The organism is uncultured Friedmanniella sp. (assembly GCF_964244285.1).
GTDB lineage: Bacteria > Actinomycetota > Actinomycetes > Propionibacteriales > Propionibacteriaceae > Microlunatus.
Genome location: NZ_CAXTHT010000007.1, coordinates 1 through 12,634, shown reverse-complemented (window position 1 = coordinate 12,634; position 12,634 = coordinate 1). Strand labels below are relative to the sequence as shown.

General features: G+C 73.2%; 9 protein-coding genes. 5 read left to right on the top strand and 4 right to left on the bottom strand.

What is annotated here, in order from left to right:
* Nucleotides 1–159 precede the first annotated feature (159 nt).
* Nucleotides 160–2,484: a putative bifunctional diguanylate cyclase/phosphodiesterase gene (locus tag ACFE7W_RS15895; RefSeq protein WP_375425796.1), complete on the top strand. Its 2,325-nt coding sequence runs from the start codon at nucleotides 160–162 to the stop codon at nucleotides 2,482–2,484.
* Between the two features lie 57 nt (nucleotides 2,485–2,541).
* On the opposite strand, the gene ACFE7W_RS15890 is transcribed toward ACFE7W_RS15895, so the two are convergent.
* Both ACFE7W_RS15890 and ACFE7W_RS15885 read right to left on the bottom strand, forming a co-directional pair.
* The gene (locus ACFE7W_RS15890; RefSeq protein WP_375425795.1) at nucleotides 2,542–3,780 is read right to left on the bottom strand and encodes an EAL domain-containing protein; all 1,239 of its coding nucleotides are present in this window, start codon (nucleotides 3,778–3,780) and stop codon (nucleotides 2,542–2,544) included.
* 95 nt (nucleotides 3,781–3,875) lie between these two features.
* Nucleotides 3,876–4,409, bottom strand: coding sequence for a flavin reductase family protein (locus tag ACFE7W_RS15885; protein WP_375425794.1), 534 nt, complete (start codon nucleotides 4,407–4,409; stop codon nucleotides 3,876–3,878).
* Between the two features lie 324 nt (nucleotides 4,410–4,733).
* Here ACFE7W_RS15885 and ACFE7W_RS15880 point away from each other — a divergent pair, with 324 nt between their 5' ends.
* Complete coding sequence (locus ACFE7W_RS15880) at nucleotides 4,734–5,588, top strand: lysostaphin resistance A-like protein (protein ID WP_375425793.1); 855 nt, start codon at nucleotides 4,734–4,736, stop codon at nucleotides 5,586–5,588.
* A gap of 195 nt (nucleotides 5,589–5,783) precedes the next feature.
* Nucleotides 5,784–6,335 carry a hypothetical protein gene (locus ACFE7W_RS15875; protein WP_375425792.1) on the top strand — a complete coding sequence of 184 codons (552 nt, stop codon included), beginning with the start codon at nucleotides 5,784–5,786 and terminating at the stop codon, nucleotides 6,333–6,335.
* Between the two features lie 3 nt (nucleotides 6,336–6,338).
* Here ACFE7W_RS15875 and ACFE7W_RS15870 read toward each other — a convergent pair whose 3' ends face one another.
* Complete coding sequence (locus ACFE7W_RS15870; RefSeq protein WP_375425791.1) at nucleotides 6,339–8,975, bottom strand: hypothetical protein; 2,637 nt, start codon at nucleotides 8,973–8,975, stop codon at nucleotides 6,339–6,341.
* A 402-nt stretch (nucleotides 8,976–9,377) separates the two neighbouring features.
* On the opposite strand from ACFE7W_RS15870, the gene ACFE7W_RS15865 reads away from it, so the two are divergent.
* Nucleotides 9,378–10,259 carry an LLM class flavin-dependent oxidoreductase gene (locus tag ACFE7W_RS15865; RefSeq protein ID WP_375425790.1) on the top strand — a complete coding sequence of 294 codons (882 nt, stop codon included), beginning with the start codon at nucleotides 9,378–9,380 and terminating at the stop codon, nucleotides 10,257–10,259.
* A gap of 71 nt (nucleotides 10,260–10,330) precedes the next feature.
* Nucleotides 10,331–12,220: a S9 family peptidase gene (locus ACFE7W_RS15860; protein ID WP_375425789.1), complete on the top strand. Its 1,890-nt coding sequence runs from the start codon at nucleotides 10,331–10,333 to the stop codon at nucleotides 12,218–12,220.
* A 10-nt stretch (nucleotides 12,221–12,230) separates the two neighbouring features.
* Here the strand turns inward: ACFE7W_RS15860 and ACFE7W_RS15855 are convergent, their stop codons facing one another.
* On the bottom strand, nucleotides 12,231–12,491 hold the full coding sequence (locus tag ACFE7W_RS15855) for a helix-turn-helix domain-containing protein (RefSeq protein ID WP_375425788.1): 261 nt from the start codon (nucleotides 12,489–12,491) through the stop codon (nucleotides 12,231–12,233).
* Nucleotides 12,492–12,634: the final 143 nt, after the last annotated feature.

Genomic DNA, 12,634 nt, shown 5'->3' with positions numbered 1-12,634 from the left:
TCCTGCCGGGCTGAGGGTGGGAACCGGAGCGGTCCGGATCCGCTACCGCGCCTAAGTCCGCCGGTAGACTTCGCGCTGAACGGACTCGGGGTCTGGACACAGGAAGAGGACCCTGGTGCACGCTCTCGCGGTGCTGGTCGGCAGCTGTCCGGTCCGGCAGTGGAGAGCGTCCCCGTGACCAGCGCGGCCGGGACCAGCGGCACCGCGGCGCCGCCCGTCCGGCTCCCCCAAGCCTGGTGGGTCTTCCTGCTCGGCGGCGCGGCGCTGGTCATCGCCTACCACTGGGTGCCCCGCGGGACCGCGACGACGGTCTACTACGTGGCCGTCGGGGCGCTCGGCGTCGGGGCCATGGCCCTCGGCATCCACCTGCGCCGGCCCGTCCGCCGGGCTCCGTGGCTGGTGCTGCTGGCCAGCCAGGTGCTGTGGGTGCTGGGCGACGCCGTCGGCGGCGTGCTGGCGGCGGTCAGCTCGACCGACTACTTCCCGACGGTGGCGGACGCGTTCTACCTCGTTGCCTACCCGGTGCTCGCGGTGGCCCTCCTGATGCTGACCCGTGGGCGGCGCCCGCGGCGCGACCTGGAGGGCCTGCTGGACGCGCTCACCGTCCTGATCGGGCTCGCGCTGCTGACCATGGTGGTCATCGGGTCGCCGGCCCCCGTGACGGGTGGCCACCCGGTCCTGGCCCTGGTCGTGTCCGGCGCCTACCCGCAGCTCGACATCCTGATCATCACGATCCTGGTGGCCCTCATCACCACCCCGGGCTCGCGGACGCCGGCCCTCAAGCTGCTGGTCGTCGCGCTCAGCCTCGTGGTCACGGCGGACGTGGGCGCCACCGCGCTGGACAAGATGACCTTCGACAGCACCGGCGCCCTGGACCACCTCTGGCTCGCGTCCTACGTCCTGCTCGGCGCCGCGCTGCTGCACCCGTCGCTGTACGAGCTGTCCATCCCCGTGCGGGCCGAGCAGGGGCAGCTGCGCCGCTCCCGGGTGGCCGCGACGATCCTGGTGATGCTGGTTCCACCCGGGGTGCTGGTGGGGGAGCACCTGCGGCACCGGCCGATCAGCGTCTGGCCGATCGCACTGGCCTCGGCAGCGATGTTCGGGCTGGTCGTGCTGCGGATGACGATCGTCGTCCGGCAGATCGCCGCGGCGCAGGCCGAGCGGGAGCAGGCCCAGGCCGCCCTCGCGTACCAGGCCTCGCACGACTCGTTGACCGGACTGCCCAACCGGGCCCAGGGGCTGGAGCTGGTCAGCGCCTCGCTGGCGCGCGCCCAGCGCGACGGCGCCCTGGTCGGGCTGCTCTTCGTCGACCTGGACGGCTTCAAGGGGGTCAACGACAGCTACGGTCACCGCGCCGGCGACGAGGTGCTGCAGGCCGTCGCGGCCCGGATGCGCGCGGTGCTCCGGGAGGGGGACATGGTCGGTCGGCTCGGCGGCGACGAGTTTGTCGTGCTGCTCGAGCCGCTGGTCGAGACCGGGTCGGCCGTCACGGTGGCCGAACGGCTGATCGGGGAGGTGTCGGCCGCCGTCACGCTGAGCCACGGGCACCCGGTGCGGGTGGGCGCGAGCGTCGGGGTGGCCATCAGCCAGGACGGCGGGACCGATGCGGAGACATTGCTCAACGAGGCCGACACCGCCGCGTACCGGGCGAAGAACCTCGGCCGGGGCCGGGTGGAGGTCTTCGGCGACGCTCTCCGCCGCGAGCTGCAGGAGCGCTCCGACCTCGAGCGCGCGCTGCGCCGGGCCCTCGCCGAGGACGCGCTGACCCTGCGGTACGACCCGGTCGTCGAGGTCGGCGACGGCACGGTCCTGGGGTACCAGGCCGTGCTGGACTGGGACCGGCCGGGGGTCGGGCCCGTGACCGGGGAGCAGCTCCGAGCCGTCGCCGAGCTGTCCGACCTGGCGTTCGACCTCGACACCTGGGTGCTCGGGCAGGCCACGCGGCAGCTCGCGGTCTGGAACGGGCTGAGCGCGACCCGGCTGGGGCTGGGGGTGTACGTCTCGGCCCGCCACCTCGCCCGGGTCCGCGTCCTGGACGACGTCCGGCGAGCCGTCGAGGAGTCTGCCATCGCCCCCGGACAGCTGACCGTCGAGATCACCGACACGACCTTCATCGACGACCCGGTCGGCTTCGGCAACCTGGACCGGATCCGCGAGCTGGGGGTGCGGGTCGGGCTCCAGGACTTCGGCACCGGCTACAGCTCCGTCCGGCGGCTGCAACGGCTGCCCATCGACGTGGTCAAGCTGGACGGCGGGTTCCTGGACTGGCGCAGCCCGTCCGGGGCCGGGCTGCTGCAGCTGATGGTCCAGGGCGTCCAGAACTTCGGCCTGCCGCTGGTGGTCACCGGCGTGACCGACGACGAGCACCGCGCCATGCTGTCCGGGTTGGGGTGCGAGGTGATGGAGGGCAGCTGCTTCGGGGGCCCGTTCACCGCCGCCGAGGTGGCGGAGCGGATCGCCCGGATGTCACCGCTGCCGTCCTGACCGGCGCGCTCGAGGTCCAGCGTCGGGCGTCCGGGGCGCGGAGGAGGTCGGTGGACCTCAGCCCAGTCGGGGGAGCTGGCCGTCGGCGGTGGCCAGCATCCGGTCCACCCGCAGCGCCGGAACAGGGCGCGACCACAGGTAACCCTGGCCGTAGTGGCAGCCGAGCTCGCGGGCGATCGTGGCCTGCTCGATCGTCTCGACGCCCTCCATCGTGACCTTCAGCCCCAGCTCGCCGGCGGTCTGGGCCATCGCCCGGACGATGGTGTCGTCCACGTGCCGGCCGAGCTCGGCGGCGAACGAGCGGTCGATCTTGATCCCGTCGAGGGGAAAGGACAGCAGTTCCTGCAGCGCCGCCCAGCCCGAGCCGAAATCGTCGAACCAGACCTGGAAGCCAGCAGCCCGCGCCTGGGTGATGCGTTCCACGCTGAGTCCCGGACCGGCCGGCCGGGCCGTCTCGGTCAGCTCGAGCGTGACCGCGCTGGGCTCGACGCCGGCCTGGGCCACCTGGTGTTGGACGACGGCGACCCAGTCGTCGGAGTCGAGGTGCCGACCGGACAGGTTGACGCTGAGCCGCAGCCCCGGGTGTTGAGCCCGCCACCGGCTGAGGTCGACCAGCGACTGGCCGATCACCACCCGGTCGAGGTCGGTGATCAGGTGCGAGCGCTCGGCGAGCGGGATGAAGACGGCCGGGTCGTCGACCGAGCCTGACGGGTTCTCCCAGCGCGCCAGCGCCTCGACCGCGATGACCTGACCGGTGGCCAGGTCGACGATCGGCTGGTACCAGGGCACGATCTCGCCCCGACCGATCGCGTGCACCAGGGCGGCCGCGCCCCGCTCGCTCGGGGCCTCCAGCTCGTTCGCGCGCCGGGTCAGGTCCAGCTGGTCGCCCGCGATGGCGGCGAGGTCGCTCAGCAGCTCGACGTCGTCGACGGTGAAGGACCGGGGGGCGGGCGAGCTCACGTGGAGCACGCCGACGACCACGCCGGCCGGGCCGGTCATCGGGACGCCGAGGAACGCTCCGGAGGCCTCGGTGCCGGTGAGCGCCGACTCGTCAGAGGTCGCGAGATCCTCGACCACCAGCGGCCGGGCCCGGGTGGCCACGAGTTCGCTGAGCGTCTCCGCCACGCCGTCGGGCTCGGTCGGGGAGCGGGTGCTGGCCAGCACGCCCTGCAGGTGGCCGTCGACGAGGACGAACGTCCCGTCCTGGACGCCGATGGCGCGCGCCGCCAAGGCCGCGATCCGGTAGGCCGGACCAGCGGTCGCCTTGCGCTCCTGTGCGGCGGGGGGACCGTTCACCGGGTCAGTGTCGCACCTGTCAGCGCGATCGCGGGGCCGCGACGACGGATCGGTTCCCGGTGGAGCGTCAGGCGGGGAGTCGGGGCCGGACGGGCTCAGCGGCCGTCGAGGACCGGGAACGGGGTGTGGGTGCCGAAGCGGCGGGCGTGGTAGCTCAGGGGTTCGGCGTCGCCCGGTTCCGCGGCCACGACCGTGCCCAGCGCGACGACGTGGTCGCCTCCGGTGACGAACTCCGCGACGTCGCAGGCCACCCAGCCGGCCAGTCCGCCGAGCCGCGGCAGCCCGGCGTCGTAGTGCCAGTCCAGCAGGCCGAACTTGTCCTGGTCCTTGCTGGCGAAGGTCTCAGCGAGCCCGGCCTGGTCGGCGCTGAGGATGTTGAGCCCGAAGCGGCGGCTCTCGCGCAGCTGGCCGAGCAGCCGCGACCGCTGGTCGAGTGAGACCAGGATCATCGGCGGTGTCATCGACAGCGACACCCAGGCGCTGACGGTGGTGCCGTGCGCTCGGCCGCCGAGCACGGTGGTGACCACCGCGACCGGGGTCACCACGCAGGCCATGGTCTGGCGGAACGACTCCGGCACCGAGGCCGGCGCCGCGGGCTCGGCGCTCAGCGGGGAGGTCGGGACGGACATCGCAGGGGCTCCTCGGTGCGGCTGGGGACGGCTTCGGTCGGACTCGCCTGAGGCAACGCGCAGAAGGCGCTTCCTCTTCCACCGTCGGCGGTGTCGTCGCTCCCGATCCTCGGTGGGGCTGGCCGCACCCCCGATCCGGCCGTCAGCACCAGTGACCCGCCCGCCCCCCCCGCCCAGGATGGTTCCCGTGCCCCGAGCCTGGCGAAGGCCTCGACGAGGTAGCGCACCATCGCCGAATTGAGAGCCGCCATGACCGTCCACCCGCCCCTGACCCAGGCCCTTCCCTCAGCAGCGACACCACCCGCCTCCTCCGAGACGAGGGCCGTGGCCGAGGTGCCGGCTCGCCGTCACGACCTGAGCTGGTTCTTCGGGCTGACCTTCGGGCTCACCTGGGGCGTCGCGGCCCTGGTGCTGCTGGCGCGACCCCAGGTCGAGGCGGTGACGGGCGAGTTCGGGACGAGCAGCCCGCTGTACTACCTGGCCGTCTACGCCCCCTCGCTCAGCGCAGTCGTGCTGACGGCCGTCCGGACCGGCCGGTCGGGACTGGAGGAACTGGCCTCACGGCTGCTGCGCCGGCGGGTGTCGCCGGGCTGGTACGCCCTGGTGCTGCTGGCCTGGCCCTTCGCGGACCTGCTGGCCCGGCTGCTCGAGGAGATCGTGACCGAGCGTCCGCTCGGCCCCCTGCTGCTCAGCGGAATCCCGCCGACCCCGCTGCACAGCTGGTACCTCGCCCCGGCCATGCTGCTGGCGACCCTGCTGCTGGACGCCGGACCACTCGGTGAGGAGCTGGGTTGGCGCGGCTACGCCCTGCCCCGGCTGGTGCGCGGACGGCTCGGCCGTCTTGGCTCGGCTGCCGTGCTCGGCCTGGTCTGGGGCGCCTGGCACCTGCCGGCCTTCCTGATCAGCGGCACCTTCCAGCACGACGAGCGGATGGGCGTCCTCTGGCTGATCCTGGGGACGGTGCTCTCGTCACTGATCATGACCTGGCTCTACCTGCGGACCGGGGGCAACATCCTCCTCGCCGGGATCCTGGTGCATCTGATGAACAACTCGACCGTCTCCTCCCTCTGGGCCTTCGACCTGGTGATGACGTTGCCCGCGCTGGTCGCCGCCGTCGCCCTGCTGCGCCGGGACCGTTCGGACCGCGCCGACCGCCGCGCTCGGCACGTTGCCTCCTGAAGGTGGTCCTGCATCCGCTCGACGGGAGGCACGAGCACTTTCGGGAGGCAGCAGTGGTGGACGGAGCGGGTTGGCATGATGCCTGAGGTGACGCCGCGACCTGACCAGCCCGACCTGGGCGCAGCCGCGCCGTTGGAGGTGGCTTACAGTCCTCGTCGCCAGACGAGGCCGGTTCTCATCCTCGGCCTATTCGCTGTGGCGTTCGTCGTTGCGGGCATCACAGGGCTTATCCCGGGATGGCTGGCGACCGTCGGTGGAGTCGAGTTCGCCGTCATCGTCCCCTTGGCCATCAGGGGCCTGGTCCGCAGCCGCACGGCTGGGGTGGTGCTGCGTTTGGGCGTGGCCGGCGTGACGGTGCGCGGCTACGACGTGGTGCCGTGGTCCGACCTGGCCGAGGTGGTCGTCGCCCCGATGCGTCCGGGCTGGTTTCTCGGGTCGAAGCGCTACCCGGTCCTGGCCTTCGTCCCGCGGCCGGGCGTCGAACTGCCCGACCCGCCGACCTACGGGCGTCGTCGCTACACCTGGGGTCGGGCGACACGGATCCGCCGTTACGGGACGAGCCTGCTCGTCATGCCGCACGCCATGACCGCCACGCTGGAGGAGATCGTCGACGCGGCCGCTCTGCTCGGCGGCCTGCCGGTCACCCGGCAGCCGGTCCGCGGTTCGGTCCGGGTGTTCCTGCTGATGGGGCTGGCGGCCGCCGCGGCCGGAGCACTGGCCGCGCTGGTGAGCCGACTGCCTCGATGACGCTCAGCGCGAGCGGGGCGCGAAGTTGATGCCCTGGTCGTTCAGCCCGAACCGGACGACGAACTCCTCGACGGCGTCCGTCGGCCAGATACTGCCCTGCTGGCGGATCCCCTCCAGGTACTGCTGGTTCTGCGGCCCGTCGGCGGCGATCAGGTTGGTCGGGTCGTTGTAGCGCCAGGGGTTGTCGGAGCGTCGGATGCGGTGCTCGAGGTTCATCGAGTCGTACGCGATGCCGTCGGGGGTGGCGGTGCGCAGCCGGGGTGCGCCGGTGGTGGTCGCGTCGAGGTTGCCGGCCGTCCGCATCCGGCGCTCGAGAGCGGCCAGGTCGGGATGCCGCCGAGGGTTCCGCAGCCGGCGCCAGACGGCGTCGCGCAGGTTGTTGAAGTCCGCCTCGCTCAGGTCGCGGGCCTCGCGCAGCAGGTCGTTGGCCGCGTCGCGTTGGGCGTTGGTGAGCGTCCGGGCGTCGCCGACCTGGGTGCGCAGCTGGTCGAACTGGGTCCGCAGCTGGGCCAGTCGGACCCGGGTCGGAGTCGTCCGCTGGCGGGCGAGAGCGTCCTGGATCACCGCGGGCAGCTTCTGGTCCACCAGCCGCTCGTACTCGGCGAGCAGCTGGGGCTGGGCGACCTGCGTCGTCCTGGTCTGGGACGGCACCACCTCGGTGGCGGCGGTCTGGACGCGGGCGACCGCCTCTCCCGAGCTACGTGCGGCGGCGGCGATCATCGTCTCGTCGGCCGCCACGCCTTCGCTCCGGGCCAGGTCGCGCAGGGCCTGCTGCACGGCCAGCTCGGCCTCCTCGGCGTTGCCGAAGTGCCCCGAGACCGCGAGCGGTCGGACCAGCTCGTCCGGGACGGCGCCGGTGGTCCGGTAGGCGCTGAGCAGCTGGGAGAGGTAGGTCTCGCTGCGCAGCGGGGTGCCGCCGGTGGCCAGGGCCAGCTCGAGCGTGCCGGTCGCGGAGAGGGTGAGGCCCTCCAGTGCGACGCTGCCCGCGCCGACGCGGCCGAGGATGCGCCGCAGCCCGTCCACCTCCTGCTCGGTCAGCGAGCCGCCCTTCTGCAGCGCCCGGACGGCCTTCTGCACCAGAGTGGCGTCGGCCCCCTCGGCAGCGCTGCCGACCCGGACGAGGAGCGCCTCGAGCTCCTCGGCCCGCAGCCCCCAGCGCGCGGCCAGCTCGGCGACCTTGGCCAGCTCGCGGCTCCCGGTGACCAGGGCCCGGATGCCGCCGACCAGCGGGATCACGCTCAGGGCAGCTCCGAAGCCCATCACCACGAGCCCGGCGTCGTCGATCTCGTTGCCCCAGAAGTCCTCACCCGTCGACGCGGCGTAGGCGAACTCACCGATTGTGTAGAGCTGGCCGAGGACGGGGATGAAGCCGATCGCGGCGTCGACGAGCGAGGTGGCCAGCCGGGTGGCGGCGTCGGAGGTGCCCAGCCAGACGTGCCCGTCGGGCGCGCGGGTCCGGCCGAGCCCGCGCAGGTGCTCCAGGTTCAGCGGCGTGCCCTGCGCCGGCACGGAGGCGACCTCAGCGACCTCGACCAGCGTCAGCTCGAACGCCTGGTCGCGCAGGCCGTCGCCAGGGCCCGCCTCGCTCGGCTTCGGGCTGATGGCCGAGCCGTCGGAGGAGCGCAGCCGGACCGGTACCGGCTCGGCCACGTCGACGCGGACCCCGGGGCCGACCACCACCCGGATCTCACCCGGCGATCCGTTGACCGGCGGCAGCACCTGCCAGGCGTAGGCGGCCCCGACCTCGGGGTCGGTCGGCGCCACGGTGACCCGGGCCTCGCTCCACGGGTGCTCGATGGTCACCCCCGACCGGCCGGTGCCGATGTGGACGGTGTCGCTGGACTCGGCGGCCGGGTCCATGGGGCCGACGGTCGAGATCGGCAGGCCCTGGTCCGGGCGATCGCCGATGGTCTCCACACCGACGAAGTCGCTGAGCTCGATCCGGCTGCCCTGGGCGGGGACGAGGCCGGGGTGCGGGACCCGGACGACCTCGGTGGTGAGCCGGCGGCCGTAGGTGATGACCGGCGCGTGCGCCGGGGCGCCGGTTCTGACGCGGACGCCGGGCGCGGCCACGACCGTCACCCGGCGCTCGTCGGACTGGGCGCCGGTCCACTCCGGGTCGATCCAGTAGGCGAAGCCGCCCTCCTTGCCGGGCGCCGCCTCGACCCGGACCAGGGTCTCCTCCAGCTGCAGCTGCGCGTGGTCGGCCTCGGCGCTCTCCAGGATGTCGAGGTCCCCGATCTCGGGATGGGCCTCGGCGACCCCGGCCGCCGAGGCGAGCCGGCTCTGCACGGCCAGCGGCGCGATCCGGGCGTTCTCGTCCTGGTGCTGTTCGACGATCTGGTCCGTCGCCGTCACCCGGACCAGCCGCTGCGGCAGCACCGGCTTGGTGTCGGGGTCGGGCTTCGGGATCAGCGGCCCGAGGGCAGGGGCGGCCTGCGGGGGACCAGCAATCGGCGGCCCCACCGAGAACGCGTAGACCCCGCCGACCGGGCTCGCCAGCCGCACCCACGACTCGCCGTAGCTGATCTCGACGTGCTGGGCGTCGGTCTGGGTCACCGTGAGGCCCCCGGACTCGCGCACCGTGCCCGGCGGGAAGGGTCCGGGAAGGACCTCGGTCCCCGGCTCCGCGGACAGCACCAGCTGAGGCAGCGGTTCCCGCTGGACGACCTCGTTCCCTGAGGTCGTACTCCCTGGTCTCGTCGACGGGCCCTCGCGCGCCGCCAACCGGGCCACGGTCGCGCGGTTACCCGCCGTCCGTTGCCACTCCAGTACCTGCTCGGCGGGTGTCGCGGGCGGAGCTTTCGGGCGTCGGACGGGCGGTCGGGGGCGTGCCCGAGCCGGCGTCGTCGCTGACGCCGGCTCGATCCCCTGCGTGGGCCAACCCACCGCACCCTCCGGGTCCAGGGTCGCGCGCGGACCGGTCGGCCGCCAGGTCCGATCGGGCAGGCGGCGAGGCAGACCCAGTGCGGCGATCGGTAGCGGTGGCTGCGCGAGATCGCTAGCGTCGGGGTACCCGATCGGCGGATGAGGAGGTCTCCGGTGGAACTCGGCCTCGCCCTGCCCAACCTCGGTCGTCACCGGTCGGCCGCGTCGATGCTGACGCTGGCCCGAGCGGCCGAGGAGCTCGGCTTCGACTCCGTCTGGACCTCCGAGCACGTCGTGGTGCCCGCCGAGATGTTCGACCCGTACGGCGACACCCTCGACAGCCTGACCACCCTGGCCTACGTCGCCGCGGCGACCGAACGGGTCCGTTTGGGCACGTCCGTCCTCATCCTGCCGCTGCACGAGCCGGTCCTGCTGGCCAAGCAGGCGTCGACCCTGCACGCCCTGAGCGGCGGGCGCTTGCAGCTGGGCGTCGGCGTGGGCTGGATCGCCGAGGAGTTCGAGCTGATGGGCGCCGACTTCGAGGGACGCGGTCAGGTGATGGACCGCTCCGTCGCCGTGCTGCGGAGCCTGCTGGCCGGCGACGCCGATGCGACGCTCGTCCCGCCCGCTCTCGTCGGGCTGCCGTTCGCCCCGCCCGTCGAGTCGCCGCTGCCGATCCTGGTCGGCGGTCACGCCCCGTCAGCCCTGCGGCGCGCCGCCCGGCTGGGTGACGGCTGGCACGGGGTCTGGCTCGAACCCGACGAGCTGCCCTCCTACGTGGCCGCCACCCGGGCCCAGAGCGCCCGACCCGGCTTCCGCATCAGCGTGCGCACCGACTTCCGCATCGTCGACCCGAGTGAGGCGGCCGGCGGCGTGCCGGGCCTCGTCGGCCGTCCGGACGCGATCGCCGCCAAGATGCTTCAGTACCGCGCGGCGGGCGTCGACGAGCTGGTCATCGACTTCATGAACCGCGACCACGGGGGCGTGCCGGACCTGGGATTCATCCTCGACCAGCTCCACCGCTTCCGCGCTGAGGTACCGGCTGACCTCAGCTAGCTTCACCGCCCGGGGTGCGGGCGACTCTGCTGCCAGGCGGTCGGTCTGTCGACGCGGGCTAGGTTGACCGGGTGAGCGCACCGACCCCCAACCCGTCGGACCGGTCCGGACTCGGCGGGGTGGATGTCAGCGCGGTAGTGGGTGCTCTGCTGGACCTGCGCACGTGGTCGGCGTTCGACATCGACGCCGAGGGGCGCGTGCTCGCCGGGCACGACGAGCTGGGCAGCGTCCAGCTGGTCGAGATCGACCCGGACGGCACCCGGACCCCGCTCACCGACCTGCCCTCGCGCTGCGTCGGCCGCTACCGCCCCGGCCGCCGGCAGGTGGTCGTCCAGCACGACAACGGCGGTGACGAGCTGATGCAGCTCTCGCTGCTGGACCTCAGCACAGGTGCGACCACTCCGGTCACCCTCGACGGGCTGGAGCCGTTGGTGCGCGACCCGGCCTACCTGCACGTCATCGGCGACGTCGACGACCAGCGGCTGGTCTACGGCACCAACCGCCGCAACGGCGTGGACATGGACGTGGTGGTGCGCGACTGGGCCACCGGTGCGGAGGAGGTCCTGTGGGACGGCGGCGGCTACGTCGCGGACACCCACGTCTCCCACGACGGCACCTCGGTGGCGGTGACGGCGCTGAGCCTCCGTCCGGCGTCCACGCTGGTGGTTCTGGCGGGACCAAGGGCCGCCGCCGGCAACCAGGTCACCGATCCCGACGACCACGCCCGGAACCATGCCGTGGGCTGGGCGCCCGACGACGAGGCGTTGGTGCTGACCTCGAACTCGGGCCGCGAGTTCGATGCGGTGATGCGGGTGGGCCTCGACGGCCCTGGCTTCGACGACACCGGCCGGACGACCTTGGTCGCCGACGAGGCGCATGACCTGGCGGCGTGGCCCTCACCGGACGGCAGCGCCCTGGTGGTGGGCCGGCTGGTCGACGGTGGGGTGGAGCTGGCGGTGCTTGAGGCGGACGGGCGGCTGCGCTCTGCCGTCCCGGCGGAGAAGGGCGCGCAGTGGGGGCGGGCGGTGGCCGACGTGGTCTGGGCGGCCGACTCGTCGCGGTTCGTGCTCACCGTCTCCCAGCCGACGGCGCCGGGCTCGCTCTACTCGGTGGACGCGGCCAAGGGTCGCGCCACCCTGGTGGCCGACAGCCGGGAGGGGAGGCCCGTTGACCTGGCGGCGCGGCTGGTCGAGCCGTCTATCCACCGGGTTCCCACCCCGGACGGGGAGCAGGTGCCCTGTTTCGTCTACGCCCCGTCGGTACCGGTGCCCGCGCTGGCCGGGGCGTCGGTGGTGCTGGTGCACGGCGGACCCGAGTCGGCGGCCGACCTGACCTTCTCTCCCGTGGTGCAGGCGCTGGTGGGCTGCGGGCTCACGGTGCTGGTGCCGAACGTCCGCGGCTCCACGGGCTACGGCAAGCGCTGGTACAGCCTGGACGACGTCGACCTCCGGCTGGACTCGGTGGCCGACCTCGCCGCGCTGCACGACTGGCTGCCCAGCCAGGGTCTCGATCCCGAGCGCGCAGCGTTGTGGGGCGGCTCGTACGGCGGCTACATGGTGCTGGCCGGGGTGACCATGCAGCCCGAGCGCTGGGCCGCGGCCGTCGACATCGTCGGCATCTCGTCTCTGGTCACCTTCCTGGAGAACACCTCGGCCTACCGCCGGGCCTACCGCGAGCGGGAGTACGGCAGCCTCGAACACGACCGGGAGCTGCTGGTCCGCGCGTCCCCGATCACCTACCTGGACCAGCTCCGGGCGCCCCTGTTCGTGATCCACGGCGCCAACGACCCGCGGGTGCCCCTGTCCGAGGCCGAGCAGATCGTCGAGGCGCTCGCCGCCCGTGGCGTCCCCCACGTGCTCAAGGTGTACGCAGACGAGGGCCACGGCCTGGCCAAGCGGGCCAACCGCCAGGACGCCTACCCGGCCGCCGTGACGTTCCTGGTCGACCTGCTGGCCCGCTGACGGGCTGGGCTCAGCCTTCGTCGTCCTCGGGGGGTGCGAGAGCCGCCATCAGGGCGTCCAACTGTCCGAGGGCCTTGACCACGGTGAGAAACGCGGCCAGCCCGACGGCGGGATCGCCGTTCTCCACCCGCCGCAACGTCCCCCGCGTGATGCTGGCCCGCTCGGCCAGCTGGTCCACGCTGAGCCGCTGCTGCTCCCGCGTGGCCGCCAGCTGCGCTCCCAGCTGAGCCGCCGCCCGCCGGGTCCGGATCGGTCGGGGCCGTGACGCCATCTCAGGTCTCCCCATCCGCCGCTGCCGTGAGGACCTCGATCGAGCGTCCATCGAGAGGCTAAGGGAGCAAGCCAAGCCGGGGAGCTGATGTTCAGCTTCGGGTGATCCTTGACGGACCTACTCCGCTTGATCCTTGACACTCT

Coding starts and splice junctions, on each gene's coding strand:
- ACFE7W_RS15885 (WP_375425794.1), bottom strand. CDS start 4,409: ATGTCCGTCCCGACCTCCCCGCTGAGCGCCGAGCCCGCGGCGCCGGCC.
- ACFE7W_RS15855 (WP_375425788.1), bottom strand. CDS start 12,491: ATGGCGTCACGGCCCCGACCGATCCGGACCCGGCGGGCGGCGGCTCAG.